We start from the raw sequence: 26877 nt of genomic DNA, 5'->3' as shown, positions 1-26877 counted from the left end.
GCACACTTCGGGTGCCGTCACGGCAACTCGTGCAACGCACAGATTTCGACAAATCCACCTTAGGAAGCGTTCCGGTGGCCGGAAAGGACCGAACCGATCCGGGTCTGTGACCGAGGCGATCACACGCAGCGGAACCTGTCCTTTCTGCGAACTTTGCCGTAGCCCGCTACCCTTCCGGGGGCAGCCGGGACTTCTGGAAGGGATTCGAGCATGGGTGGACCGGGGGGCCTGTCGCGGTCCGGAATGTCACGGCGCGGGTTCTTGAGCGCGGCCGCATTCGGAGCGGCCGGCGCGGCGACGCTCGGCACAGGCGCTCCGAGCGCCGGCGCCCGCACCCGCCTGCGCAGCCAAGCACCCACGAACGGACTCCCCAGCCCCGACTCGATCACGGTCACCGATCCGGCCTTCCTCGACGCGGTACAGGCAGCAAGCCTGCTGCAGTCCGGCGCGCTACATCCCCGCGAACTGCTCGACGCCTGCCTGACCCGCAGCAACGAGTTCGACGGCGAGATCGGCGGATGGATCCGGATCTACCCGGAGATGGCGTACGAGGCCGCCGACGCTGCGGCGCAACGGCTCTCACAGCAGAGCGTGAGCACCAACGGACCCGCCCCGCTGGTGTGCGGTCTCCCTCTGGCCCTCAAGGACCTGTTCGCCGTGTCCGGCCTGCCCCTGACCGCGTCCAGCCGCGTTCTCGAGGGCAACATCGCGGCCGGCGATTCGACGGTATGGCGGCGGCTGAAGGACGCCGGCATGGTCCTGCTCGGGCACGCGCACACCGACGAGTTCGCGATCGGCGTGGCCACCGAACAGGTCGGCAACCCGTGGAACACCGAGTACTCCCCCGGCGGCTCCTCCGGCGGCAGCGCCGCGGTGCTCGCCGCGCGCTTCGTCCCCCTCGCGACCGGCACCGACACCGGCGGCTCGCTGCGACTGCCGGCCAGCGCCTGCGGAATCACCTCGATCAAGCCGACCTTCGGCCGCTGCAGCGTCCGCGGCGTCATCCCACTGACCTGGACCCGCGACCACGCCGGTCCCATGGGACGCAGCGTCGCCGACGCGGCCCTGATGCTCGGCTTCATGGCAGGCGCGGACCCGGAGGACCCGAGCACCGCGGCAGGCCCGGCAGTACCCGACGGGGGCTACCCCCTGTCCGCGAAGGGCGGCCCCACACCACTGTCCGGCAAGCGCTTCGGCGTCGTGCGATCGGACGTGGACGCACTGCCCGACGCAACCCGCACGCTCTTCGACGAATACCTCGACCTCGTCCGACGCCTCGGCGGCACCACCGTCGACGTCAAACTACCCAGACTGCCGTCGGACATAACGACCGGCGATTCCGCGGAGATGGGCAGCTACCACAACCAGTTCAAGGACCGCCTGGGCCTGTACCGGCTCGGCCACGCCGGCAGCGCTGCCCTGTCGATCGCCGCCCTGGCGGTGCCGGCGATCGACTACATGACCGCGGCACGCAACCGACTGATCTACCAGCACGAATACAACCGGATGCTCGCCGACCACGACCTCGACGCGATCCTCGTTCCGGGTGCGAAGGCCGACGGTTCCAAGCGCAGCGAGGTCGCGGGCATCTCGGTGTTCAGCGGCGTAATGGGAAACGTCGGTTGGGCCAACTACACGGGGGCGCCGGTGATCAGCACCCCCGCAGGACGGTCAGCGGCAACGGGCATGCCGTTCGGCGTCCAGGTCGGCGGCCGACCCTGGGACGAGAGCACGCTCATCGAGATCGTGCTCGAACTTCAGGCCGCCCGGCCCGACTTGCTGGAGGCCCCGACCGTCGCGCCGGCCCCACGCGACATCCCACGTGTTCAGGTCACCACACCCGGTGCGGGTCCCGATCCCACCAACACCGCCAACGTCGGATTCGGTTTCCACTTCCTGCCGACGACCTCGACAGCCGCGATCTGACCTCACCCGCCGAGCCCGGTCGCTTGCAGACTCTGCAGCCAGGGGTGGCCGTAAGGGACCGAACCGATCCGGGTCTGTGACCCAGGCGATCACGTACAGCGGAACGTGTCCTTTCTGCGAACTTTGCCGGGACCAGCTACCCTGCCGGGGGCAGCTGGGACTTCGAGAAGGACTCGAGAGGGGATTCAAGCATGGGCGAAGCTGGGGGCCTGTCGCGGTCCGGAATGTCACGGCGCGGGTTCTTGAGCGCGGCCGCATTCGGAGCGGCCGGCGCGGCGACGCTCGGCGCAGGCGTTCCGAGCGCCGGCGCCCGCACCCGCCTGCGCAGCCAAGCACCCGCGAACGGACTCCCCAGCCCCGACTCGATCACGGTCACCGATCCGGCCTTCCTCGACGCGGTGCAGGCAGCGAGCCTGCTGCAGTCCGGCGCGCTACATCCCCGCGAACTGCTCGACGCCTGCCTGACCCGCAGCAACGAGTTCGACGGCGAGATCGGCGGATGGATCCGGATCTACCCGGAGATGGCGTACGAGGCCGCCGACGCTGCGGCGCAACGGCTCTCACAGCAGAGCGTGAGCACCAACGGACCCGCCCCGCTGGTGTGCGGTCTCCCTCTGGCCCTCAAGGACCTGTTCGCCGTGTCCGGCCTGCCCCTGACCGCGTCCAGCCGCGTTCTCGAGGGCAACATCGCGGCCGGCGATTCGACGGTATGGCGGCGGCTGAAGGACGCCGGCATGGTCCTGCTCGGGCACGCGCACACCGACGAGTTCGCGATCGGCGTGGCCACCGAACAGGTCGGCAACCCGTGGAACACCGAGTACTCCCCCGGCGGCTCCTCCGGCGGCAGCGCCGCGGTGCTCGCCGCGCGCTTCGTCCCCCTCGCGACCGGCACCGACACCGGCGGCTCGCTGCGACTGCCGGCCAGCGCCTGCGGAATCACCTCGATCAAGCCGACCTTCGGCCGCTGCAGCGTCCGCGGCGTCATCCCACTGACCTGGACCCGCGACCACGCCGGTCCCATGGGACGCAGCGTCGCCGACGCGGCCCTGATGCTCGGCTTCATGGCAGGCGCGGACCCGGAGGACCCGAGCACCGCGGCAGGCCCGGCAGTACCCGACGGGGGCTACCCCCTGTCCGCGAAGGGCGGCCCCACACCACTGTCCGGCAAGCGCTTCGGCGTCGTGCGATCGGACGTGGACGCACTGCCCGACGCCACCCGCACGCTCTTCGACGAATACCTCGACCTCGTCCGACGCCTCGGCGGCACCACCGTCGATGTCGAACTTCCGGTACTGCCGCCCGAGCTGATCGACGGAGATACCGTCGAGATGGGCAGCTACCACAACCAGTTCAAGGACCGCCTGGGCTTGTACCGGCTCGACAACGCCGCAACCGCTACAAAGGCGATCGCCGCGCTGGCGTGGCCGGCGATCGACTACATGACCGCAGCACGCGATCGACTGATCTACCAGCACGAATACAACCGGATGTTCGCCGACCACGACCTCGACGCAATCCTCGTTCCGGGTGCGAAGGCCGACGGCGCCAAGCGCAGCGAGATCGCGGGGATCCCGGTGTTCGCTGGAGTCACCGGAAACGTCCATTGGGCCAACCGCACGGGGGCGCCGGTGATCAGCACCCCCGCAGGACGGTCAGCGGCAACGGGCATGCCGTTCGGCGTCCAGGTCGGCGGCCGCCCCTGGGACGAGAGCACGCTCATCGAGATCGTGCTCGAACTCCAGGCCGCCCGGCCCGACTTGCTCGAGGCCCCGACCGTCGCGCCGGCCACACGTGACATCCCGCGCGTTCAGGTCACCACACCCGGTGCGGGTCCCGATCCCACCAACACCGCCAACGTCGGGTTCGGTTTCCACTTCCTGCCGACGACCTCGACAGCCGCGATCTGACCGTCACCCGCTCAGCGCGGGATCGTCGAGATTCGGCAGCCAGATGACCAACGGCCCTCGCGTCCGGCTCGGGACGGCGATGGAATACAGGTGACACTGGCGTGCGAGCCGGATGAGGTGACCGATGCTGAAGTGGTCGATTCCGGTCGGCCGGGTATTCGGGATCCGGCTGTATCTGCACTGGTCGCTGCTGGCGACGCTCACCCTGATCACCGCACTGCTGGCCGGGTCCATTCTGCCCGCCGCGTATCCCGGACGGTCTATCGCGGAGTACTGGTCGGTCGGCGCGCTGGCGGCTGTGGTGTTCGTGCTGTCGTTGGCGGCGCACGAGCTGGCACACTCGGTTGTCGCTGTGCATGACGGGGTGCCCGTCCGCCGGATCACGCTGTGGCTGCTCGGTGGAATGTCCGAGCTGCAGAGCGAGCCGAACGACCCGCGCACCGAACTGCGGATCACCCTCGCCGGCCCGCTCACCAGCTTCGCGATCGGCATCACGGCGCTGTTGCTCGTCGTGTTCCTCCGCGACGTGGCCGACCCGGTCGTCACCGGGTCACTGGCCTGGCTCGGGATCGCGAATGTCGTTCTGGCCGTGTTCAATCTGCTGCCGGGCGCACCCCTCGACGGCGGCCGGGTACTGCACGCGGTGTTGTGGTGGCGCAGCGGAGACCGCCTGGCGGCCGCTGCCGGCGCCGCACGCAGCGGCCGAGTCCTGGGGCTGATCCTGATCACGCTCGGCGGAATCCAGGTCCTGTTCACGCAGAACATCGGCGGACTGTGGCTGATTCTGCTCGGCTGGTTCCTGCGCAACGCCGCCAACGTCGAACTGATGAACGCATCCATGCGGCATCAGCTGGGTGACCTCGAGGTCGGGCGGATCATGACCCCGACGCCGACTGTCGTCCACGCCGACGACGATATCCGTATATTCGTCACCGACGTCTTGCCGCGCCTGCGTCACCGCACCTTCCCCGTGGTCGACCGTTGGGACCGGCCCGTGGGCGTGCTCTCGCTCCAAGATCTCACCCATGCCGCCGATCGTGCAGGCCCGATCGGCGGCCTCGCGCGCCCGCTACCCGACTCGGCACGCATTCATCCGGACGCCCGCGTCGAGACCGTGATCTCGACCGCTGTGCTGCGTCCGGGGTTGGACCTGCTCGCGGTCGTCGACGGAGGTGGTCGCCTGGTCGGTATCGTCACGGCGACCGACCTGCGCCGCGTGTGCGAGCGCACGTCGCTGGGACTCCCGATCGAACGACCACCGACCGACCCCGGGTGAGTCCGCCCAGGTCGGAGACGTTCTTGCAGGGCCCCCTTCGGCGTGGTCAGCGCGCCCCGGCATCCGCCCCCGACGCTGCGGTCTCGTGCACGACGGTATGAACCGACCAGTGCCCGGACACCCATTCGGCCCTGGTGGGCCGACAGAACCCGGCACCGAGGAGAGCCGAATCGATTGCCGCGAAGTCGAAATCGTTGCAACGCGGCATGAGCCCCCACCGAGGTGGTTTCCGTTCGCGGTGCACAACCCTCCCCGTCGCGTCACGGATCGTGAGGACCGTACACATGGGGTCGATGTTCACGCAGGCCTCGAACTGCGCCATACCTCCATGCTGCAACGTGGAGGAGCAAAGGGAAAGGGCCGAGCGTCCTTCACGTTGAGAGAGCTTTGATCAGCGCTTCGTTCAACTCGGCCGCAGGGCTCATCGGCATGGTGTGGTGCGTTGCCCCGTCGACGGCGGTTGCGCGTAGTCGCGGGATCGACTCCCCGATGTCGGTTGCGAGCCGTCCGCTGTCGTGCACCTTGCTGCCGCCTGCGAGTATCACGGTCGTGTCGACAGCTAGGTCCTCGAGTTCACTTCGCTTGGGTCGCTTAGGAACAATGGTCTTCGCCTTCGGGAAGTGCGCCGCTCCACAGGCGAGCAGATCGAGCCAGTCCTCATCGATCTGCTGCCCGTTCGTCTCCCATCGGATGAAGTTTCGTTCACGCTTCTCGGTGGGGCGTACCAGTAATGGCACAGCACGGGCGAGGTAGGACGCGCGCATTCCAGCGAAGCAGGAATTGGGGTCGAGCAGCGCCAGTTTCCTGACGCGATCCGGTTCGCGCAGTGCGTACGAGAGCGCGATCATCGCGCCGTACGAGTGCCCGACGAGACCGAAGTTCATCAGGCCGGCAGCCTCTGTGACGGCATGGAGCCAGGACATCAGGTCATCGACCGACAGGAGCCGTTGACCGTCGGCGATGCTTCGGCCCGAATCACCAATCAGATCGATCGCGTAGACCCGGTATCGGGTCGCCAGGGCAGCGACGTTTCGGAACCAAACAGTAGAAGTCGCTCCCGCACCCGGTAGAAGGACTATAGGCGGGGCATCGAGCGGGCCACACATGTTCACGTGGGTCGTGCCGTAGATAGATGCCAGATCAATACTGGTGACATCTACCGGCCACTTCGCGAGCACGCGATCGTAGGCACGGTAGAAGGCAACACCTTCGGCGGTGGCGGTGAAATCGGTAGGCGACAACGTTGACATCCAACCCCCCCGAGAAATTAGCTCGATCTATCGAGATACTTTGTCTGTCGAGATAGTAGGTTGTCCGGGTAGCGCTGTCGACCACAGGAGACCCTGATGGACACCGAAAACGAGATGGCCGAGGACCCACTGGCCACCGTGCACCGGCTTCGCGCCCTGGTAGTCGAGTTACACCTGTTCGGTGCAGAGTTCGCGCGCATCCACGGCCTGCACGCCACCGACCTGCGAGCACTGATCTACCTGCTCGACGCCGAGCGCGGTGGCCGCACGGCAACCCCGACATGGTTGGGGGAAAGGCTTCACCTCAACTCGGCATCGGTGACAGCGCTCGTCGATCGCCTGGAGAAGGCCGGGCATGTGCGGCGCGAAAGGGACCATCAAGATCGTAGAAAAGTACTGATCCACGTCACCCCCGAAGCCGTACAGCTGGGCTGGTCGTTCTTCGGTCCTGTGATCGAGAACGCGACGACCGCCATCGGCGCATACAGCGAACGGCAGTTGAACGCCATCCACAGGTTCTTGACCGACATGCAGCAGTCCATCGACGATGCTCGCCCCCGGGCTACAGACTGACCGCCCTCAGCCGATCGCGGCCTAGGTCAGCTCGTCCCCGTCCGCTCGCTTCCATCGCCGCCGGCAATTGCCACTGGCGCCAGTTCTTTCTCGATGACGAACCGCATCAGCCGTCCGAGCGAGTCCTTGATCTCACGCAGCGTGGTCAGGCTCGTGGACTTGGGGCCACTGAACGCCTCGAGTCGGTTGATCTGCGCGCACACCTGCGTCTCGGCATCCGCGAGCTGGTACCAGAGGTTGCGATCGAACGGAAGATCCAGCATCTTGCGGGCATGCTCAATGGTCACCCGCAGCACCAGGGCCTTGAGATCGAGAACCGGGCGCTCTTCCCCGCCTCCGCTAGCCACCGCCGTGGCAGTGATCGCCGCACCTGTACCCGCCAGCCCCCCGAGCATCGCGAGGCCGCCCACCATTCCACCCGGGCCGAACGCGGCAAGCCCACCCGTGATCGCGGCCGCACCAGCAGCCGTGGCCGGGGCAGCAGCGAGCAACCCGACCGGACCCGCCGCCAGCAGAGCCACCCCGGCTGCCGCCGTCAGCACTCTGCCCCACGGCGCCCCGCCCCGGCGATTCAGCACCTTCTGGACCTCCTCGATCGCGCGGGCGACCTTGTCCCCCACATCGGGGCTGAAGCCGAGCGCGACCGCAGTCTCGGGAAGGGCTTGCATCGGCGCCCGCTCTACGTCGATCTCGTACGGATCGACCGCGTTCGTCAGTGCAAGAACAGCAAGTTCGCTTACAGCCTCGTGCAGCTCCCACCGTTGCGGAACCGCCGGCAGATCCCCGTCGACCAGCTGATGCAGTTCTGCAGCCAGGGGCTGTTGCCCGACGGTCGCAAGCTCCTCGATCTCGGCAACGACCTGGTCCTGCCGAACGCGTAGAGCGCCGGTGTAGCGGGCGGCAGCCTCCTGGTCCTTGATATGCCGGGCGACGGCGTGACCGTAGTGAAGCAGCAGGAGGACCGAGGCCTGGGTGTCGGTCAGGCGCACGGCGATTCCCGATCGCGCCAGGACGGGGCTCTTGCTCGGGTAGACGATGTCGGCGACGAGACTCGCTGCCGCCGGATGCCCGAGGTAGGTACTTGCCCCGTGCTCGAGCATTCCGAGGTCGACCGCGAAATCCTGTGCGGCGGGGAAGATCGAGGCGAGTCCGCGGCCCCCGGTAACCAGATCGCCGGGATTGAAGATATTCGACCAGTCGTCGACCCGCGCGTAAGGGAACTTCTTCAGCAGCCGCTCGCTGCCTTCGTGGAGCGAGGGCGCGGCCGCTGGGCTACCTATTGTGACGAAACGCCGGACGTGGACATTCTCCGGCAGGTGATGAAGCAGATCGATCGCGATGACGCTGCCGAGGCTGTGACCGATCAGGACGATCTCGTTGCCGAAGTCGTGGTCCAGGAGGTAGCGAAGCACGGCACCGCGCAGCGGATCGTTTCGTACATATCGCCGAACCTGAGGGAGGTCATAGGCGGAAACGTGCCCGACTGCGAACCCTTGGGCCGCGTTCAGCGGACCCTCCGGCATCAAGTGCATGCCCATGCCCGATGGTGCCGCCGCCAGCCCCAGACTCCGCTGAATCCGGGCCTGGCGGCGAGCGAATGCGAAGCGGGCCTTCGCATCGTCCTTGGCGCGATAGGTCGCCTGGGGCATTTTCGCTCCGATCCCATCGGTGGAGAGGATCGCGCTGTAACGGGGAGCGAGTGTTTCCGCGCGGGCAATAGGGTCGTGGCCCGCCTGTGTCAGCCCCCGGTTGAGCCCTTCCAGCCAACCGGCCTGCGGATCCCCGTCCCCGATGCCGTGCAGGAAGACAACCTTGACCGCCACAACCCACTCCTCACCTCGTCACACACGCCGACCAGCCGAAGCTACCGCACGCATCGGACACGAGGAGCCGGTTCATCTGCCGATTCTGAACCGTCGATCCAGTTGACCTCGAGGTCAGTCGGCGGGCATCTGGTCACCCCAAACATCCTGCGACACTAGCTTTGACGCCCGGGTTCGCGTGACCCACGCTCGTCACCGTAGACATTCTCGTCGATCAGGTACCGCACCCGGTGAGAGCGTCGGCTGAACGTGAGCGTCAGCCGTCGATCTGGCGCGCGCCCAGGACCTCGGTGAGCAGTTCACCGGCCGCGTCGTCGGGGTCGACCCGACTTGCCTCCTCCACCGGGACCGCGGCCTCCGCCATCATCTCCTCCTCGTCTTCCGGCGTGGTCGGAGGCGGGGAAGGGGCGTAGCCGTCATCGACGGCCGAGGGGGGAGGCGGACCCGGATCATCCGGGTAGTCGGGCGCCTCGGGCGGCGGAATGTCGTCTGGCTCCGGCACGGGTGTCCCCGGCGGCGGGACCGCGCGCGCCTGACTGGGCCTGGAGAAGCGTTGAGCGGCAGGCGCCTTCGCTTGCTGTGGCGCGGCAACCACCGGTGCGTCCTGCGCCGGGCTGGCCGCGTCCGGGGCGGCGCCATGTTCGCAGGTGACCTCCCAGTCGCCGCCGAATACCTCATGCAGGGCCGCCCGGATGACGTCGCCGTTGCGTGGTTCGACCAGTCGCTTTGCCAGTGGAGCTGAGTCGTGGCCCAGAACCACCCGCGAGCCGTCCACCGTCCGCACCGTCGCGCCGGACAGCATCACCTCGACCGTGCGACTACGCTCGCGCACTTTCGCTCGCACCTCGGACCACACGGCGCGGATCGCGGCTGCGTCGGGACGGTCCGACGAAACCTGTTGCACTGGAGCGGGTTCCGGATCTGGCCGACGGACGGGCTCGAGCCGCGGGGCGGGAGGGGGAGCCGGAGCCGGCGTGGAGGCCGACTCGGGCTCGGGTGCGGTCCGCGCCGCTTCCCCAGCGGCGCCGTCGACCTCGGCCGTGCGGCGCTGGGAAGGACGCTGATAGACAGGCCCGGCCGATGGCGGCTCGGCGGGAGCGGGGCGAGGAGCGGCGGGGGATGCGGCCGGCACGGACGGGGACGTTGCGGACGGGGGCGCAGCCGGGGCCGCCGAAACTCCCCGCTCGAGCCGCTCGAGTCGCTGCAACACAGCCGATTCCGCGTCCGTCGCCGACGGCAGCAACATCCGGGCGCACATCACCTCGAGCAGCAGGCGGGGCGCGGTAGCACCGCGCATCTCACCGAGACCTGCGTGCGCCAACTCGGCGTAACGGGCCAGGGTCGCGGACCCGATCTTCTCGGCCTCCTCGCGCATCCGCTCGAGAACGTCGCCGGGAGCGTCGACCAGGCCGCGTTCGGCCGCGTCCGGGACAGCACGCATCAGGATCAGATCGCGCAGGCGCTCGAGCAGGTCGACCGCGAAGCGGCGCGGGTCGTGACCGGCATCCATCACCTTGTCGATGGTGCCGAACAGGCTGGCTCCGTCGTTCGCGGCGAGCGCGTCGACGGCCTCGTCGATGAGCGCGACGTCGGTGACCCCGAGCAGCGCGAGCGCCCGCGCATACGTCACACCCTCGTCGCCCGCGCCCGCGAGGAGCTGGTCGAGCAGGCTCAAGGAATCCCGCGGCGAACCGCCGCCGGCGCGGATGACGAGCGGATACACCGCATCCTCGACCGGAACGTGCTCCTGTGCACAGATCCTCTCGAGCAGCCCGCGCATGGTTGACGGTGCCAGGAGCCGGAACGGGTAGTGATGCGTACGGGACCGGATGGTGGGAAGCACCTTCTCCGGCTCTGTGGTCGCGAAGACGAAGATCAGGTGCTCCGGCGGCTCCTCGACGATCTTGAGGAGCGCGTTGAATCCCGCCGTGGTGACCATGTGCGCCTCGTCGACGATGAACACCCGGTACCGAGACTCGGCGGGGGCGTAGAACGCGCGGTCACGCAGCTCGCGGGTGTCCTCTACACCACCATGACTGGCTGCGTCGAGTTCGATGACGTCCAGGTTGCCGGCACCACCGGGACCGAGCGCGACACACGACGCGCACACCCCGCACGGGCTGGACGTGGGCCCCTGTACGCAGTTGAGCGACCGCGCGAGGATGCGGGCCGACGACGTCTTGCCGCATCCCCGCGGCCCGGAGAACAGGTAGGCGTGGGTGATGCGTCCGGCGTCGAGCGCGGTGCTCAGGGGCTCGGTGACGTGCTCCTGACCCACCACCTCCGCAAACGAAGCCGGTCGATATTTCCGGTACAGGGCCACGGCGAAAGACTACCGGCGATCACCGACAGTTCGTGGCAGGCGTCGCGGCCCACGCGTCGCCTCCAACCCGAGCGCGGAGAGAACTACGAAACATGTACGCAACATGGTTGCCGCGAGCCGGAAACCAGGAGACGCGATGGTCGATGCTCGCGTGTGGTGAGACCCGCCGGTGAGGAGAAGTTCACATGCTCGAGACAATCGATCCCGCGACTACCGCGTGGCTACTGGTCTGCACGGCCATGGTCCTGCTGATGACGCCCGGCCTCGCGCTGTTCTACGGCGGCATGGTCCGCTCCAAGGGCGTGCTCAACATGATCATGATGAGTTTCATCGCGATCGCCCTGGTCACGGTGGCGTGGCTGTTCGTCGGGTACAGCCTCGCGTTCGGCGACGACGTCGGCGGCGGACTGATCGGTGGGCTCGAACACTTCGGCCTTTCCGGGATCACCCCCGACACCGCAACGTCCGGGGTGCCCGAGTTCCTGTTCGCGACGTTCCAGCTGACGTTCGCCATCCTCACCGCCGCGCTGGTCAGCGGTGCAATCGCCGACCGTGCCAAGTTCTCGTCATGGATGATCTTCGTCCCGCTGTGGACGCTGCTGGTCTACGCTCCCGTCGCCCACTGGGTGTGGGGCCCGGACGGCTGGATCTCCAAGCTCGGGGCGCTGGACTTCGCGGGTGGCCTGGTCGTCGAGATCGTTTCCGGCGCATCGGCGCTGGCACTTGCCCTCGTGCTCGGCCCGCGTATCGGGTTCCGCACTGACCCGATGCGTCCGCACAACCTCCCGCTGGTCCTGCTCGGTGTCGGCCTCCTGTGGTTCGGCTGGTTCGGCTTCAACGCGGGCTCGGCCCTGGCCGCGGACGGCATCGCTGCAGCAGTGTTCCTCAACACCCTCGTCGCCGGCTGCGCCGGTCTGCTCGGCTGGCTGTTCGTGGAGAAGACGCGGGACGGCCACCCGACCACGTTCGGTGCCGCCTCGGGTGTCGTCGCCGGTCTGGTTGCCATCACCCCGTCGTGCGGGTACGTCAGCATGGTCGGTGCCGCCGTAATCGGCATCCTCGCCGGCGCCGTGTGCTCGTTCGCGGTGGGCTGGAAGTTCCGCTTCGGCTACGACGACTCCCTCGACGTCGTCGGTGTGCACCTGGTCGGCGGCATCGTCGGCACGCTGCTGATCGGTCTGCTCGCCGCTCAGGTGATGACCGGCGGTGTGGAGGGGCTGCTGTACGGCGGCGGGTTCGCCCTGCTCGGCAAGCAGATTCTCGTGATCGTCGTCGTCGGCCTCTACGCCTTCGGAGTGTCGTTCGGTATCGGCAAGCTCACCGACCGTGTGATCGGCTTCCGCGTCACCGCCGAACAGGAGACCTCCGGCATCGACCTGGCGATGCACGCCGAGTCGGCCTACGAGCACGCCGTCCTCGCACACGGCCCGCAACACGGTCCGCAGCACGGCCTGTTCTCGCGTGAGCACGAGCACGAGCAGCCGCGTCAGCGTCCGGAATCGGAGAAAGACGGGGTCTGATCGTCCCGGGCTAGTTCCCCTTGGCCGCCTCACCGCGGCCTTGGCGGCCTGCCCTGAACTCGCGCACCTCGAGGAGCGTCTGCCGGTCGACGACGTCAGCGATCGACCGGCGGGCGCCCTCGTCGCCGTAGGCGCCCGCCGCCTCACGCCACCCGGGCACTGCACGCGGATCTGTTTACCCAAGAGCGCCAAGACGATCCGCGCCTTCTGGTCCCGGTATCCGGGGAGCGCCCGAACCGCTTCAGCACCTCCTTGCCGTCCGGCTCCCGCGACGTCCAGATCGCGGCGGTGTCGCCGACGAACGTTGTTTCGAGCATCACGAGCTGTATCACTGCCGGGATCTGCTTCTTCACCTGCGGCCCGTGCCGGAACGGCCAACCAACTGGGCTGACCCTCGGCCGCATCGACCGAGACCTCGAATACAGAGACAGCTCACCGGATGCCAGGGCGCGTCCGGGAAGAACCGAGACCGGTACGGCGGACTCCACCTCACCGGACGGTGGGTACCGAGACAGCTAGATGGCCAGATCCCGCCGCCGGAACAACGCGACTCCCCCCGCCGCCAGGACGACGGCGACCGCCACCATCCACATCAGCGGCGTGCCCGTCACGTCAGCGGCGGGGACGGGCGGGACATGACTGAACGGCGACAAGTTGCGAATGAAATCGGGCAATCCGAGCAGTGGACCGAGCAACCCGAACAGCAGGAACAATGCGAGTGCGGTCCAGGAAAGCCCCGAAGCCCACAAGGGGAGGCCGCCGAAGAGCAGAACAGCAATGGCTACCACCACCAGGATTGCAGGCACGAAGACCAACGCTGCCGCGCTCAGATCGGCTACATTGCCCACCACATCCGCTGTGACCAGACCGTATGCGAGCCCCGTGGCGACACCGGTGAGTAGCTGCAGCGCAACCACACCGGCCACCACCACCGCCAAGTGGGCTAACAGCCAGCGGGGGCGCCCCACAGCTGTGGCCAGGACTGGCTCGAGCCGCCCCGCCGCCTCCTCTGCACGCATCCGCAGCAGTGCCTGAACCGAATAGGCGCCCACCGCAATCGCCATCGTGCCGAAGATGGTCGCGAAGTAGGCGTCCACCATGTCGGAGGTGCCTCCAAGTTTCCCCATCACCTCGGACACCTGGTCGCCCTCACCGAGGAAGTCGTCGATTTGCTCGCCAACCCCTCCATAGACGAGTGCGATGAATCCGACACCCACCGCCCACCAGAAGAGAACGCCTCGTTGGATCCGCCAGGCCGATCCGAGCGGTGTCGGCAGGGATCGCGATGCGCGGGCGGGCCCGCGCCTGGTGGCGACCAATCCGGCGCCGAGATCTCGTCGTTCGGTTAAGAAGAACGCGAGCGCTACGGTTCCGAGCGCGAACAGGGCCGGCAGTACGAGCACCCACCAGTCATTGTCGTCGTAGGGTCGAATCTGCTCTGCCCAACCGATCGGCGACAGCCATGAGGCAAAGCCGCTAACCACCCGCGTGCCTCCAGCCTCGACGGTTCCGGACATGTCACCCACAGCACGCAGCACGAAAGCCGCCGCGAGGGCGGCGCCTGCGAGCCCGTTGGCCGCTCGCGCTCCCTCCGTTACCTGTGAGGTGACTGCCCCAATGCCCGCGAAAGAAATTCCCGCGCCGGCAATCGCAAGTCCGATCGCCAACGACCCACCCAGGGGCAGCCCCTGTGCCATCAGGACCACAACACTGGACGCTGCCAGAATCGCGTTCGCCGCGACCGCAACCGTCAGGGCAGCGGTGAGAAACGCCTTCCGCCCCACGACCGCGGCCTCGACAAGCTCCGCCCTGCCCGTCTCCTCGTTCTGCCGGGTGTGGCGAACCACGAGCAAGATGCTCATCAGGGCGGCCCCCAGCGAAAGCGGCATGACGATCTGGCTCGCGACCACTGCACCCGCGGTGTATCCGGAGATGATTCCGTTGGTGGCCAGCGCAACAGGCGACTGCGCGGTCGCGATGGCGATGCTGAGGAGATCAGCCTCCGTCGGGTAGAGCCCCAGGACGCTCGAGACCGAAATTGCCTGCAGCACGACGAGGGCGAACAGCCAAACCGGAAGTTGGATCCGGTCGCGCCGTAGCGCCAACCGCACGAGCCGACCGGTTCCGGCGAATTGCGCACTCATCAGTGCAACTTCGATTCGGCGGGCCCATGGTTCTGGCCCTCGCGTGCGAGTTCGTCGCCGTAGTGTCGAAGGAACAGTTCCTCGAGGGTCGGTGGCGCCGAGGTGAGCGATCTGATCCCGAAGGTCAGCAGGTAGTGCAGCACACCGTCCAGTTCGCTGGTCTCCACCTCGCAGCGCACGTGCACCCCGTCCACCCGCGCGTCGAATACACCGGTCACCGAATCCAGTCCGGTCACCGGCCTCTCTGTTTCCGCGGTAACTGACGTCCGGGTGAGGTGGCGAAGCTCGGCCAGCGTGCCCGACTCCACGGTCCGCCCTTCCCTGATGATGCTCACACGATCACACAATGCCTCGACCTCGGCGAGGATGTGGCTGGACAGCAAGACGGTTCTTCCCGCACCCGACACCTCGCCGATACAGTCCCGAAAAACCGAATCCATCAATGGATCCAACCCAGACGTCGGCTCGTCGAGGACATAGAGATCGGCGTTCGATGCGAATGCGGCCACGAGCGCAACCTTCTGCCGATTGCCCTTCGAGTAGGTGCGGGCCTTCTTCGTCGGATCGAGCTCGAACCGCTCGAGCAGGTCGCTTCGTCGAGACTCGTCGAGGCCGCCCCGCAAACCCGCCAGAAGGTCGATCGCCTCACCCCCCGTGAGGTTGGGCCAGAGACTGACGTCTCCCGGCACGTACGCGATTCGGCGGTGAAGCGAGACCGAGTCCTTCCAAGGATCACCCCCGAGCAACCGGATACGACCGGAATCAGCCCGCAACAGTCCCAGCAGCACCCTGATAGTCGTCGATTTCCCGGAACCATTGGGTCCGAGAAATCCGTGCACCTCACCCGTACTCACTTGCAGGTCCAACCCGTCGAGAGCCCTTGTGGCCCCGAATGTTTTGACCAGCTTCTCCACCGAGATCGCAGCAGCCATGGATGGGACGGTACCCCGACAATGGGCTCGGACAAGCGGCTTCCGATCCTGGCGTTGCCTTGCGGACACGGCGGTGCCGGTCAAGACGTTCCGAGACTCGCTTCTGCTGTACCGAAGTGGAACTGCACTCGGTGCGTAGGCGGTGGTCGGTGATTCCACCTTGCGAGCGATCCGATCAGGAGGCCGCACCCGATCGGACTACGAGGGCGATCGGATCAGCGGTTCACCAGTCGGCCTCGGTGTAGCGGATGACGCCGCGGATGTTCTTGTTGTCGAGCATGTCCTGGTAACCCTCGTTCACCTGCTCGAGCGAGTAGGTGTTGGTGACCATGTCCTCGAGGTTGAGCAGGCCCGCCTTGTACAGGTTGAGCAGGTTCGGGATGTCGACGCGGGCATTGCAGGCACCGTAGATGGTTCCGCGCAGTTCCTTCTGCAGCATCGCGAACAGGAAGGAGTTGAGCTTGACGTCCATGTCCGCCATATCACCCATGGCGGTGACGACGCAGCGGCCGGTCTTGGCGGTGAGAGTGAGGGCAGGGTCGATGTACTCGCCTTTCATCTCACCGACCGTGATGATCGTCTTCTGGCACATACGACCCCAGGTGATCTCCATGATCAGGGCGATCGCTTCTTCCATCGACGGGAAGGCGTGCGTGGCACCGAACTTGAGCGCCTGCTCGCGCTTGAACGGTGACGGGTCGATCGCGAACACGTGCCGCGCACCCGAGGCGACGGCGCCCTGCAGCGCGCTCATGCCGACGCCACCGACGCCGATAATGGCGACCGACTCGCCCGCCTTGACCTCCGCGACGTTCGTCGCGGAACCCCAGCCGGTCGGAACACCGCAGCCGACGAGGGCCGCGAGTTCGAACGGGATGTCCTTCTCGATCTTCACGGCCTGGGACTCGTGCACTGTCATGTACGGCGCGAACGTGCCGAGCAGGCACATCGGGATCACGTTCTCCCCGCCAGCCTGGATGCGGTAGGTCCCGTCGGCAACTGCCTGACCGCTGAGCAGACCCATGCCGAGGTCGCATACGTTCGATTGGCCCGCCGAACACGACGGACAGCGGCCACACGCCGGGATGAACGAGAGCACGACGTGATCGCCGACCTCGAGATCGGTGACGCCTTCGCCGACCTTGGTGATCACGCCGGCACCCTCGTGACCGCCCATCGCCGGGTAGGACGACATCGGCGTCGCACCGGTGACGATGTGGAGGTCGGAGTGGCACATGCCGGCGGCTTCCATGCGGATCTGCACCTCGCCGGCGACCGGATCACCCAGCTCGATCTCCTCGATCGACCACTTCTCGTTCACACCCCACAGCAACGCGCCCTTGGTCTTCACTGCAACACCCTCCCCGAACGTGACTAGAAACAGTTGTGACAATAGCCACAGATCCCTCGCGTTGGAACACGTTCTAGGCGTTTCTCGCAAACTGTGTCTAGCTGTACAAGCCTTTGCTTCCGACACATCTGGAAGTAGCGGACTTGCCGCCGGCCTAGGGGTCAACCGTGACTGTCGCTTCTCTCATCGCAGCCATCGCCGCAGCTCTGTTCGCTCTGCTTGCCTGGCTCACCGCCCGCCAACGCCAACCGTTTACACAGCCGGGCAGGCCGCGAGCATTGGACACGTCGCCCAACACGATCTCGGTGCCGCGGCGTACGCGATCAAGGCAGTTCGATGCGCGCAGCCCGGCAATTCCCGCGCCGGCCGGATCGAGCGTGACTGGCAGCGCGACAAGCTCCCTGAACCGGTCCGCAGGCTCGTCCTCGAAGACCAAGCCCGGCGCAACAGCATCTGCTGGTCAGCTTTCTCGGACTGAGTTGAGACCGGTACCTCTACCGCTGTATGGCCCCATCCTCTGCTGCTTTGACGACAACGCAGTATCCCGAAGTCGACCGACTTTCAGACGGTTCCTACTATGGGAATGTCCACGGCGGCAACGATCTCCGACTTCTGCTCGCACGTCGCCACGAGAAGAACGACGACACTGACGGGGCGGAACCGGATGCAGCACGGCCATGGGCGCAACGGCTACAAAGAAGGCTCGATCACCCTTGGCGGTGCGGTCGCAATGGGCACGGGCGTGATGATCGGGGCGGGAATCTTCGCGCTGACAGGCCAGATCGCACAACTAGGCGGGACGCTGTTCCCGCTGGCCTTCATCGTCGGCGCCGTCGCCACGGGCTTCAGCGCGTACAGCTACATTCGCATGTCGAACGCCTGGCCATCCTCGGGCGGAGTCGCGATGATCCTGCAGAAATGCTACGGCCCGGGGGCGGTTGCCGGGGGAGCCGCGCTGCTGATGGCGCTCAGCATGGTCATCGCAGAGAGCTTGGTGGCGCGGACCTTCGCTACGTACGTCCTGCGCCCCTTCGACATCACCGACGGGCCGCTCGTGCCGATCCTCGCGGTCGCCGTGATCATCTTCGCCTTCCTGGTAAACGTCGCGGGCAACCGCTCCGTCGGGCTGTTTTCACTGGTCATGGCCGTGCTCAAGATCGGGGGTATCGCGCTGTTCGGCATCGCAGCGCTGTGGTCGAGCGGCTTCCAGTTCGCCCCCGCCTCGCAGGCGGGCGAAGCGGTCAGTGCGACCGGTTTCATCGCCTCGGTGGCGCTGGCGATCCTCGCCTTCAAGGGGTTCACCACCATCACCAACAGCGGGGCCGAGATCACTGATCCGCATCGCAACGTCGGCCGGGCGATCATAATCTCGATCGCACTCTGCGTCGTGGTCTACCTTCTGGTGGCCTTCGGAGTGGGGTCGAGCCTGAGCATCGACGAGATCGTTGCTGCACGCGACTATTCGCTGGCGCAAGCCGCCGAGCCGGCGCTTGGCCGGATCGGCTTCTACCTGACGATCCTTCTGGCTGCCGTCGCCACAGCATCGGGAGTGCTGGCCAGCGTCTTCGCGGTATCGCGGATGCTCGCGATGTTGACGGACATGAAGATGATTCCGCACCGCCACTTCGGCATGCCCGGGCCGATCCAGCGCCACACGCTCGTCTACACGGTCGTCATCGCCTCGACGCTGGCGGTGCTCTTCGACCTCAGTCGCATCGCATCGCTCGGTGTTTTCTTCTATCTCATCATGGACATGGCGGTCCATTGGGGCGTCTTTCGATACCGGCGGCAGGAGATCAGGGCCGCCGCACCGGTTCTCCTGCTGGCGTTGACGTTCGATGCTGTAGTGTTGGCCGCCTTCACAGCGATGAAGTTGCAAACGGACCCGGCAATCGTGCTTTACGCAGGCCTTGCAATCGCGTCGGTCTTCGCCTTCGAAAAGATCTACCTGTCGCGCTCGCTGGTACCGCAAAGCGGCCATGACCACTGATGGGAGCCGTTGTAGTTTCTTGGTTTTCAGCGCCAACCGCGCTGATCACGGCCCCTGTGGGCGTAGCGACGAATCTCGGACCTTGGGGCGCTGGCCCGTAACGCAGTGAACCCATGATAGTCGGCGCGAACGGGCCCGCTACCAAATGACGATCGGCCCGACGTGTCGGCGCTGATCACCATGGTGGCCTCCGTACTCTAGAACCAGGTGTGATGACCAGCCGGGCCCCGGACTCGCGAATCCACGGCGCGCTGAGGTCGTACGCGTAGCACTCGATCTGCTTGATCGGATCCTCTCCGCAATCGGGTGTAGTCGGGAACAGGAACGAACGCCGTACGCGTATCTCTCGAGTTCATTGGCTAACAAGGCACTCCTAAGAAAAAGCGACGCGGAACTCAGGCGCGGCGAGGTGGTGCACACGATCCCGGACCCCAACAGCGACGGCTGGATTCTGTCCGAGAACTGACCTACTTTTTCTTGGCCGCCTTCGCCGCGGCCTTGGCCGCCTGCTTGAACTCGCGCACCTCGAGGAGCGTCTGCCGGTCGACGACGTCAGCGATCGACCGACGGGCGCCCTCGTCGCCATAGGCGCCCGCAGCCTCACGCCACCCGGGCAACTGCACGCCGATCTGCTTACCCAAGAGCGCCAAGAAGATCCGCGCCTTCTGGTCGCCGTATCCGGGCAGCGCCTTGAGCCGCCTCAGCACCTCCTTGCCGTCCGGCTCACCCGACGTCCAGATCGCGGCGGCGTCGCCGTCGTAGCGCTCGGCGATGTACGCACACAAGGACTGGATGCGCTGTCCCATCGACTTCGGGAACCGGTGCACCGCCGGCGGCTGTGCGCACACCGCGATGAAGTCGTCCGGGTTCATCTCCGCAATCGTGTGCACGTCGAGGCCACCGAGACGGTCGTCGAGCTTCTTCGGCCCCGCGAAGGCCGTCTCCATCGGCACCTGCTGGTCGAGCAACATTCCGATCAGCAGCGCCAACGGGTCGCTGGCCAGCAGTGCATCGGCCGCTGGATCACCCGTTAGGTTCAGGTTCGGCATTCGGCCAGTCTAGGACCAGCTGTGCGTCAGTGTCTCTTGCTCTCTCGGTCTCGGTCTCTCCGTCCCGAACCCAGGACTCCGCGTTACCCGTGGTTCTGGTGTTCCTGGCCAGGGACGGCCTTGGTCACTGCCGCCGCATCTCTTCAGCCGCCTCGGCTGCGCGCAAGGCGGGGTCTTCGTCGTCGGCGAGCTGTATCTGGAGTTCGTGGAGCTTTCCGGCGAACGCGAAAGGCGCTTGGTAACGGGCGGAGACCGCCGACCCGTCGTCGTAGCCGATACTCGAACCGGTGGACGAGATCATCCGCATGAACGCGGCCGTGTCGACCGAGCCCGCGGCCTGCCCGTTCACCTCGACGCTGATCGAGCCGGAGCGGCCTGGGCCGCGCGTCACCCGCGCGACCAGTGTGGCATCCCCTACCGGGATGATGTTGTCCGACTCGACGATCGAATGCTCGCCGAACGCGTTGTAGTCCACCACAAGCCGGCCGGACTGGACGAACACCGAGATACCCGAGTTCTCGTTGCCGGTGGCGAACAGCACGCCGTCTTGTTCCGCGGTGCGGGTGACTTTGGCGGTGAGATCAAAGCTGCGGCCACCGATGGCCGCGCTCGACCCCATTTGCAGTGGTGACATCGGTGGCCGGTACACGTAGCGTCGGTCGGCCGGGTGCGGCGAATTGGGGCGGAAGCGGACGCCGAACAGCTCGATGGTGCGGTCATCCAGTGGCAGCGCACCGTTTCGTTCGGCCTCGCTCCACCAGAGCTTGATGAGCTCGTTGAGCCGCTCGGGCTGATCGCTTGCCAAGTCGTTGCACTCGGACCAGTCGGTCGCGAGGTGATACAGCTCCCATCTCTCCGTGTCGAAGTCGTCGCCATGTATGTGTCGACAGACCGCTTTCCACTCGCCGTCGACAATGGCGCGGCTGCCCATCTGCTCGAAGAACTGCAGCGAGTTCGTCGCCGGGGCGGCAGGATCGTCGATGACACTTGCAAACGAATGCCCCGTCACCGGGAGCTGCTCGATTCCCTGATAGGTCTGCGGCGGTGTGACACCGACGAGTTCGTAGATCGTCGGCGCGATGTCGGATACGTACGAGAACTGATCGCGTATCGATCCGCGTTGGTCGGCCGCGATCCGGCGGGGGTAGTGCACGATCAATGGCACGTGCACGCCCCCCTCATGGGTGTTCTGCTTGTACCACTTGAACGGGGTGTTGCCGCATTGCGCCCAACCCCACGGATAGTTGGTGTGGCTGTGTGGGCCTCCGATGTCGTCGAGACGGCCGATCAGGTCGCTGGGCACGTCGACGGCACCGTCGAGAAGGCTGTTGAAGAATCGCATCTCGTGCAGGACCCCGAAAGGTCCCCCTTCTTGAGACGCGCCGTTGTCGGAGAGGACGAGCAGCAACGTGTTGTCCAACTGGTCCAGGTCGCGCAGGCCCTCCACCAGGCGGCCGATCTGGTCGTCGGTGTGATCGAGGAACGCGGCGAACGCCTCCTGCAGCCGGCAGGCAAGCTTGCGCTGATCCTCGCCGAGCTCATCCCACGGGTCGACACCGGGATTTCTCGGGGCCAGCTGCGTTCCAGGTCTAACCACGCCGGTCTCGAGCTGTCGCTCAAACCACTTCTCTCGAAACACATCCCACCCCTCTTCGTACTTGCCCCGGTACTTGGACAAGTAGCTAGCGGGCGCCTGGTGCGGGGAGTGGGTGGCTCCGAAGGGCAGATACAGAAAGAACGGGCGGTCAGGACGGACGCCTTTGGAGTCCGTCACCATCCCGAGGGCCTGATCGACGAGGTCTTCGGAGAGGTGGTAGCCGTCCTCGGGCCGTCCCGGGGGGTCGATCGGATGGTTGTCGCACACCAGCTGCGGGTGAAACTGGTCGGTCTCGCCGTCCAGGAACCCGTAGTAGCGGTCGAACCCCCGCGCCAGCGGCCAATGGTCGAACGGGCCCGCGGCGGAGCACTGCTCCGACGGGGTGAGATGCCATTTGCCCACGCAGAACGTCGCGTACCCCTCCTCTCGCAGAACTTCGGCGATTGTGGTGGCCGCGCTGGTGATGTGGCCCAGCTGGTGCGGGAACCCGGTCCGAAAGTTCGCCACACTGCGCATGCCCACGGCATGCTGGGAGCGGCCGGTCAGCAACGCCGCGCGCGTCGGCGAACACACCGGTGCCACGTGAAAGTTGGTGAACCGCAGCCCATTTTCAGCCAGTGCATCGATATTCGGGGTGTCGATGTCCGAGCCGTAGCACCCGAACTGAGCGAAGCCGGTGTCATCGAGCAACACCACCACCACATTGGGAGCCTCGGGGCCGGGGTGGGGAGGTTCGTCATACCACGGTTGGGACTCGGCAAGGGTTCGCCCGATCGTTCCCTGAAAGCGAGGTGCACGCATCATTTCGTGATGCCTCATTTCTGAGTCGTGCGTCGTCGAGCCGATCCTGAGGGCTCGAGCTGCGCACAAGCGGCGTTCCGACGAAGATGCTTAGATCGTATAACTACCGGGGTTGGTGTCAACTGTGCCGTGCGGGGCCTGGTTCTACTGGTTCGATCTACTGATTCTTGGTGAGGGCGTGCTCTGTCGCCGCCAGCAGCACGCAGGTGGCGACGCCGTCCATCGCCTTGGCGAGCTCGTCCATGGAGGGGAAGCTCGGGGCCAGGCGGATGTTCCTGTCCGCGGGATCCTGCTTGTACGGGAAGGCCGAACCGGCCGCGGTGAGCGCGATACCGGCCTTCTTCGCCAGCTCGATGACCCGCTTGGCGGTGCCGTCGACGACGTCGAGACTGACGAAGTAGCCGCCCTTGGGATCGGTCCACGACGCGACCTTCGACGCACCCAGCCGGTCCTCGAGGATGCTCCGGACGAGCGCGAACTTGGGGGCCAGGATCTCGCGGTGCTTGTCCATGTGCGCGCGGACACCCGCAGCGTCCTTGAAGAAGCGCAGGTGGCGCAGCTGGTTGACCTTGTCCGGGCCGATCGTCTTCTTGCCTAGGTGCTGCAGGTACCAGGCCACATTCTGCTCGGAGCCACCGAAGAAGCTCACGCCCGAGCCGGCGAAGGTGATCTTGGACGTCGACGCGAACACCAGCGGGCGGTTCGGGTGACCGGCCTCCGCGGCCATGCCGAGGACGTCGAGGGCAGGGGTGCACTCCGCGACCAGCGGATGGACCGCGTAGGCGTTGTCCCAGAAGATGCGGAAATCGGGGGCCGCGGCCGGCATCGACACCAAGGCGCGCGCGACGCTCTCCGAGTACACCGCGCCGGTCGGGTTCGAGTACGCGGGTACGCACCACATGCCCTTGATCTGCGGATCGGCGGCGACCAGTTCGATGACCTTCGGCATGTCCGGGCCGTCGTCTCGCATCGGGATCGCGATCATCTCGACGCCGTAGGACTCGGTGATCGCGAAGTGGCGGTCGTAGCCCGGCGCCGGACACAGGAACTTCACCACCGGCTCCTGTGACCACGGACGCGGCGAATCCGGGGTGCCGTGCAGCAGTGAGAACGCGATCGTGTCGTGCATGATCTCGAGGCTCGCGTTTCCGCCGGCCAGCAGATTCGCTACCGGGATACCCAGCAGCTCACCGAAGATCGCGCGCAGTTCCGGCAGACCCGCCAGGCCGCCGTAGTTGCGGCAATCGGTGCCGTCGGCGTCGCGGAAATCACCGTCACCCGGCAGGGAGAGTAGATCCGTTGACAGGTCCAACTGCTCCGGCGCCGGCTTGCCGCGGGTGAGATCGAGTTTCAGCTTCTCCGCTTTGAGCTGCTCGTACTTCGCTGTATGACGCTCGAGCTCGGCGCGAAGCTCTTCGTGGGTCATCAACCCGATTTGGGTCTGGACAGGCATACGGGCGGCCTTTCACCGACTCGAGTTGGTCGGGGACGGGAAGAGATAGGGGACCCCGCGCACCCGCCAGAGCCCGTTGACCCTTGCTGCCTTCCGGCCCTGGGGGAGTTCACAGGATGCGCGCCGCGCGGGATCCACCTACGAGTGTAACTGGATGGACTGGAAAGGCAGATACGCGCCCCTTTGAACCCCGTTTGGCTTTCGGCGCCCCGGTACCGGTATGCTCCCCCGTGGAGGATTCGCCTAGTGGCCTATGGCGCTCGCCTGGAACGCGGGTTGGGTTAACGCCCTCAGGGGTTCAAATCCCCTATCCTCCGCCACGGGAGGCCCCCGGTGACCATGTCACCGGGGGTTTTTCAGTTTCCGGACCGGCCTCACCCGCCGGGTTCGGTCATGATTTTCTCTCCTGCCGGGTTCAGAGCCCACCACACGCCCTGGACGCCCTGACCCGCCACCGAACCGGGCCCCGCATCGCCGGAGAACAAGTACACCGGCATTCCGTTCACGGTGACCTGATTGCCGCCCTGCGGCCCCGGGATCGTGCCGATCGTGCCCGCAACACCGGAGACCTCCGGTTGTGGGTTGTCACTCGTCACGGGCGGCCATACTTCCAGGCAGGAGGCATCGCACGCGCTAGCGTCGGTGCCGGGTGTGTCCATGTCGAACGCGTAGACCGTCATGCCGTCGACATTGACCACCACCTCGCCGAGGTCCGTCTGCGCCGTCGAGAGCACCGGACCGGCAGTTGGAGCCGTCTCCGTCATCGTCTCCGTCATCGTGGTCGTCATCGGGGCCGGGGTCTGCTCCGTATTTTCGTTGTTGGTGCAGCCAACCAATGCAGCGCCCGCCGCGAGCGCGGTGAACGAGATCGCAAGCATTCTTCCCATGTCCGGACTCCTGTTCCGATATCCGATTCGTCTATCCGGTCTGTCCTGAAGCAGCCCCCACAGCGGCGAGGTCATTTGTCGTCACTGTCATTCGTCGTCACTGTCATTCGTCGTCACTGTCATTCGTCGTCACTGTCATTCGTCGTCACTGTCATTTGTCGTCACTGTCATTTGTCGTCACTGTCATTTGTCGTCACCCTGCCGACCGTGGCGCTCGTTCTCGGGAGGCGGCCTGCGGTCACTGTCCGCTTCGCGGTCACTGCTCTCGATGACCGCCGCCAGCTGTCGACCCGAACTGCCCGGCCCGACGTGCGCCTCCGCCCGCAGCCGCTCAACCATGTGCGGGTAGTGCAACTCGAATGCCGGTCGCTCCGAACGGATTCGGGGCAACTCGGTGAAGTTGTGCCGCGGCGGCGGGCAACTGGTGGCCCACTCGAGCGAATTGCCGAACCCCCACGGATCGTCGACGGTCACGACCTGGCCGTAGCGGTAGCTCTTGAAGACGTTCCACAGGAACGGCAACGTCGAGGCGCCGAGGATGAACGAACCGATCGTGGAAATCTCGTTGAGGGTGGTGAATCCGTCGGTGGGCAGGTAGTCCGCGTAGCGACGCGGCATGCCCTCGGCCCCGAGCCAGTGCTGCACGAGGAACGTGGTGTGGAAGCCGATGAGCGTCAACCAGAAGTGCCACCTGCCGAGGTGCTCGTCCATCAATCGGCCGGTCATCTTCGGGAACCAGAAGTAGATGCCCGAATAGGTGGCGAACACGATCGTTCCGAACAGGACGTAGTGGAAGTGCGCGACCACGAAATACGAGTCGGTGACGTGGAAGTCGATCGGCGGGCTCGCCAGCAGGACACCCGACAGGCCACCGAACAGGAAGGTGACGAGGAAGCCGACCGCGAACAGCATCGCGGTCTCGAACGTGATTTGCCCCTTCCACATCGTGCCGATCCAGTTGAAGAACTTCACGCCGGTCGGGACCGCGATCAGGAATGTCATGAAGGAGAAGAAGGGCAACAGGACCGCGCCTGTGGCGTACATGTGGTGCGCCCACACCGCGACGGATAGCGCGCCGATCGCGATGGTCGCGTACACGAGCCCGGTGTAGCCGAAGATCGGCTTGCGTGAGAAGACCGGGAAGACCTCCGAGACGATGCCGAAGAACGGCAACGCGATGATGTACACCTCGGGATGGCCGAAGAACCAGAACAGGTGCTGCCACAGCATGACGCCACCGGTGCCGGGATCGTAGACGTTTGCACCCACCATCCGGTCGGCGAACAGACCCATCAATGCCGCCGTGAGAATCGGGAATGCCAGCAGGATCAGGATGCTGGTGATGAAGATGTTCCAGGTGAAGATCGGCATCCGGAACATCGTCATGCCTGGGGCGCGCAGACAGATGACGGTGGTGATCATGTTGACCCCACCCAGAATTGTTCCCAAGCCGCTGAGGGCGAGCCCCAGGATCCACAGATTGGCGCCCAGACCGGGCGAATGGACCGCGTCGGTCAGGGGCGAATAGGCGGTCCACCCGAAGTCGGCCGCGCCGCCGGGCGTGATGAAGCCGGCTGTCGCGATGATGGCACCGAACAGGTAGGCCCAGTAGCTGAACGCGTTCAGGCGCGGGAAGGCGACGTCCGGGGCACCGATCTGCAGCGGCAGGATGTAGTTCGCGAATCCGAACAAGATCGGGGTCGCGTACAGCAGCAACATGATCGTGCCGTGCATGGTGAACAGCTGGTTGTACTGCTCGGGCGACAGGAACTGCATGCCCGGCCGGGCGAGTTCCGCGCGCATCAGTAGGGCAAGCAGGCCACCGATCATGAAGAAGGCGAACGACGTGACCAGGTACATGATCCCGAGCATCTTCGGGTCGGTGGTCGTGACAACCCGATAGATGAACTCGCCCTTGCGGGCCCATCGCGGCGGATAGGGCCGAACGGCAACGGGTTTGGATTCGACGGTCGCCACCGGGATCTCCTGACCGCACGTCCCGTGGCCGGGACGTGCTCCCTCGAGGACGTCACCGGTCGCGATCTGCCGAAGGGCCGACGGGCAGGGCGACAACC

Annotated in this window: 19 protein-coding genes, 1 tRNA gene, 1 other RNA gene and 1 pseudogene; 8 read left to right on the top strand and 14 right to left on the bottom strand. The window is 66.1% G+C overall.

Annotated features, from left to right (window positions below; all coding sequences use genetic code 11):
- Nucleotides 1-210: 210 nt before the first annotated feature.
- The 3 genes from EF834_RS16225 (at nucleotide 211) to EF834_RS16215 (ending at nucleotide 5109) form a co-directional block, all read left to right on the top strand.
- Complete coding sequence (locus EF834_RS16225; protein ID WP_127948257.1) at nucleotides 211-1926, top strand: amidase; 1716 nt, start codon at nucleotides 211-213, stop codon at nucleotides 1924-1926.
- 191 nt (nucleotides 1927-2117) lie between these two features.
- Complete coding sequence (locus tag EF834_RS16220; protein WP_127948256.1) at nucleotides 2118-3833, top strand: amidase; 1716 nt, start codon at nucleotides 2118-2120, stop codon at nucleotides 3831-3833.
- Nucleotides 3834-3957: 124 nt separating this feature from the next.
- Nucleotides 3958-5109, top strand: a complete 1152-nt coding sequence (locus EF834_RS16215) for a site-2 protease family protein (protein ID WP_127948255.1) — start codon at nucleotides 3958-3960, stop codon at nucleotides 5107-5109.
- 46 nt (nucleotides 5110-5155) lie between these two features.
- Here the strand turns inward: EF834_RS16215 and EF834_RS16210 are convergent, their stop codons facing one another.
- A complete protein-coding gene (locus tag EF834_RS16210) occupies nucleotides 5156-5431 on the bottom strand; it encodes a hypothetical protein (protein WP_127948254.1) in 276 nt (91 codons plus the stop codon).
- 49 nt (nucleotides 5432-5480) lie between these two features.
- Nucleotides 5481-6359 (bottom strand): alpha/beta fold hydrolase, encoded by an 879-nt coding sequence (locus tag EF834_RS16205; protein ID WP_127948253.1) that lies wholly within the window; start codon nucleotides 6357-6359, stop codon nucleotides 5481-5483.
- A gap of 96 nt (nucleotides 6360-6455) precedes the next feature.
- On the opposite strand from EF834_RS16205, the gene EF834_RS16200 reads away from it, so the two are divergent.
- Nucleotides 6456-6932, top strand: coding sequence for a MarR family winged helix-turn-helix transcriptional regulator (locus tag EF834_RS16200; protein WP_235871256.1), 477 nt, complete (start codon nucleotides 6456-6458; stop codon nucleotides 6930-6932).
- A 26-nt stretch (nucleotides 6933-6958) separates the two neighbouring features.
- Here EF834_RS16200 and EF834_RS16195 read toward each other — a convergent pair whose 3' ends face one another.
- Nucleotides 6959-8755, bottom strand: a complete 1797-nt coding sequence (locus tag EF834_RS16195) for an alpha/beta hydrolase family protein (RefSeq protein WP_127948252.1) — start codon at nucleotides 8753-8755, stop codon at nucleotides 6959-6961.
- Nucleotides 8756-9011: 256 nt separating this feature from the next.
- Nucleotides 9012-11078, bottom strand: a complete 2067-nt coding sequence (locus tag EF834_RS16190; protein WP_127948251.1) for a DNA polymerase III subunits gamma/tau — start codon at nucleotides 11076-11078, stop codon at nucleotides 9012-9014.
- A gap of 185 nt (nucleotides 11079-11263) precedes the next feature.
- Here EF834_RS16190 and EF834_RS16185 point away from each other — a divergent pair, with 185 nt between their 5' ends.
- Nucleotides 11264-12598: an ammonium transporter gene (locus EF834_RS16185; protein ID WP_127948250.1), complete on the top strand. Its 1335-nt coding sequence runs from the start codon at nucleotides 11264-11266 to the stop codon at nucleotides 12596-12598.
- Between the two features lie 10 nt (nucleotides 12599-12608).
- On the opposite strand, the pseudogene EF834_RS16180 reads toward EF834_RS16185, so the two are convergent.
- The 4 genes and pseudogenes from EF834_RS16180 to EF834_RS16165 form a co-directional block, all read right to left on the bottom strand.
- Nucleotides 12609-12894: pseudogene (locus EF834_RS16180) on the bottom strand (HhH-GPD-type base excision DNA repair protein); the annotation flags it as partial.
- 219 nt (nucleotides 12895-13113) lie between these two features.
- Entirely contained in the window at nucleotides 13114-14742 is a 1629-nt protein-coding gene (locus EF834_RS16175) for an ABC transporter permease (protein WP_127948249.1), read from the bottom strand.
- Complete coding sequence (locus EF834_RS16170) at nucleotides 14742-15674, bottom strand: ABC transporter ATP-binding protein (protein WP_127948248.1); 933 nt, start codon at nucleotides 15672-15674, stop codon at nucleotides 14742-14744. The genes EF834_RS16175 and EF834_RS16170 overlap by 1 nt, the downstream gene beginning before the upstream one ends.
- 223 nt (nucleotides 15675-15897) lie before the next feature.
- Nucleotides 15898-17025: an NDMA-dependent alcohol dehydrogenase gene (locus EF834_RS16165; protein ID WP_127948247.1), complete on the bottom strand. Its 1128-nt coding sequence runs from the start codon at nucleotides 17023-17025 to the stop codon at nucleotides 15898-15900.
- Here EF834_RS16165 and EF834_RS18760 point away from each other — a divergent pair.
- Together EF834_RS18760 and EF834_RS16155 are read left to right on the top strand one after the other, a co-directional pair.
- Entirely contained in the window at nucleotides 16910-17503 is a 594-nt protein-coding gene (locus EF834_RS18760) for a putative immunity protein (protein ID WP_408014524.1), read from the top strand. The two genes, EF834_RS16165 and EF834_RS18760, sit on opposite strands and share 116 nt — an antisense overlap.
- 99 nt (nucleotides 17504-17602) lie before the next feature.
- The gene (locus EF834_RS16155; RefSeq protein ID WP_235871255.1) at nucleotides 17603-19015 is read left to right on the top strand and encodes an APC family permease; all 1413 of its coding nucleotides are present in this window, start codon (nucleotides 17603-17605) and stop codon (nucleotides 19013-19015) included.
- 467 nt (nucleotides 19016-19482) lie between these two features.
- Here EF834_RS16155 and EF834_RS16150 read toward each other — a convergent pair whose 3' ends face one another.
- The 4 genes from EF834_RS16150 to ffs all read right to left on the bottom strand — a co-directional run bounded on the left by EF834_RS16150 (nucleotide 19483) and on the right by ffs (nucleotide 24054).
- Entirely contained in the window at nucleotides 19483-20064 is a 582-nt protein-coding gene (locus EF834_RS16150) for an HhH-GPD-type base excision DNA repair protein (protein ID WP_127948246.1), read from the bottom strand.
- 124 nt (nucleotides 20065-20188) lie between these two features.
- Complete coding sequence (locus EF834_RS16145) at nucleotides 20189-22465, bottom strand: arylsulfatase (RefSeq protein ID WP_127948245.1); 2277 nt, start codon at nucleotides 22463-22465, stop codon at nucleotides 20189-20191.
- A 154-nt stretch (nucleotides 22466-22619) separates the two neighbouring features.
- On the bottom strand, nucleotides 22620-23915 hold the full coding sequence (locus EF834_RS16140; protein ID WP_127948244.1) for an aminotransferase class I/II-fold pyridoxal phosphate-dependent enzyme: 1296 nt from the start codon (nucleotides 23913-23915) through the stop codon (nucleotides 22620-22622).
- A 44-nt stretch (nucleotides 23916-23959) separates the two neighbouring features.
- Nucleotides 23960-24054, bottom strand: an RNA gene (gene ffs, locus EF834_RS16135) — signal recognition particle sRNA small type.
- 93 nt (nucleotides 24055-24147) lie between these two features.
- Here ffs and EF834_RS16130 point away from each other — a divergent pair.
- Nucleotides 24148-24235 (top strand) — tRNA-Ser (locus EF834_RS16130).
- A 54-nt stretch (nucleotides 24236-24289) separates the two neighbouring features.
- On the opposite strand, the gene EF834_RS16125 is transcribed toward EF834_RS16130, so the two are convergent.
- Complete coding sequence (locus tag EF834_RS16125; protein ID WP_127948243.1) at nucleotides 24290-24802, bottom strand: COG4315 family predicted lipoprotein; 513 nt, start codon at nucleotides 24800-24802, stop codon at nucleotides 24290-24292.
- A gap of 183 nt (nucleotides 24803-24985) precedes the next feature.
- Nucleotides 24986-26779, bottom strand: coding sequence for an aa3-type cytochrome oxidase subunit I (ctaD, locus tag EF834_RS16120; protein WP_127948242.1), 1794 nt, complete (start codon nucleotides 26777-26779; stop codon nucleotides 24986-24988).
- Nucleotides 26780-26877 lie beyond the last annotated feature (98 nt).

Source organism: Rhodococcus spongiicola (assembly GCF_004011835.1).
Lineage (GTDB): Bacteria > Actinomycetota > Actinomycetes > Mycobacteriales > Mycobacteriaceae > Prescottella > Prescottella spongiicola.
Note: the sequence above shows the minus strand (reverse complement) of the source record. Positions and strands in the feature narration are given on the sequence as shown.

Coding starts and splice junctions, on each gene's coding strand:
- EF834_RS16125 (WP_127948243.1), bottom strand. CDS start 24,802: ATGGGAAGAATGCTTGCGATCTCGTTCACCGCGCTCGCGGCGGGCGCT.
- EF834_RS16215 (WP_127948255.1), top strand. CDS start 3,958: ATGCTGAAGTGGTCGATTCCGGTCGGCCGGGTATTCGGGATCCGGCTG.
- EF834_RS16210 (WP_127948254.1), bottom strand. CDS start 5,431: ATGGCGCAGTTCGAGGCCTGCGTGAACATCGACCCCATGTGTACGGTC.
- EF834_RS16140 (WP_127948244.1), bottom strand. CDS start 23,915: ATGCCTGTCCAGACCCAAATCGGGTTGATGACCCACGAAGAGCTTCGC.
- EF834_RS16155 (WP_235871255.1), top strand. CDS start 17,603: ATGGGAATGTCCACGGCGGCAACGATCTCCGACTTCTGCTCGCACGTC.
- EF834_RS16200 (WP_235871256.1), top strand. CDS start 6,456: ATGGACACCGAAAACGAGATGGCCGAGGACCCACTGGCCACCGTGCAC.
- EF834_RS16150 (WP_127948246.1), bottom strand. CDS start 20,064: ATGCCGAACCTGAACCTAACGGGTGATCCAGCGGCCGATGCACTGCTG.
- EF834_RS16185 (WP_127948250.1), top strand. CDS start 11,264: ATGCTCGAGACAATCGATCCCGCGACTACCGCGTGGCTACTGGTCTGC.
- EF834_RS16145 (WP_127948245.1), bottom strand. CDS start 22,465: ATGATGCGTGCACCTCGCTTTCAGGGAACGATCGGGCGAACCCTTGCC.
- EF834_RS16170 (WP_127948248.1), bottom strand. CDS start 15,674: ATGGCTGCTGCGATCTCGGTGGAGAAGCTGGTCAAAACATTCGGGGCC.
- EF834_RS18760 (WP_408014524.1), top strand. CDS start 16,910: ATGCCGGCGGCTTCCATGCGGATCTGCACCTCGCCGGCGACCGGATCA.
- EF834_RS16205 (WP_127948253.1), bottom strand. CDS start 6,359: ATGTCAACGTTGTCGCCTACCGATTTCACCGCCACCGCCGAAGGTGTT.
- EF834_RS16220 (WP_127948256.1), top strand. CDS start 2,118: ATGGGCGAAGCTGGGGGCCTGTCGCGGTCCGGAATGTCACGGCGCGGG.
- EF834_RS16175 (WP_127948249.1), bottom strand. CDS start 14,742: ATGAGTGCGCAATTCGCCGGAACCGGTCGGCTCGTGCGGTTGGCGCTA.
- EF834_RS16225 (WP_127948257.1), top strand. CDS start 211: ATGGGTGGACCGGGGGGCCTGTCGCGGTCCGGAATGTCACGGCGCGGG.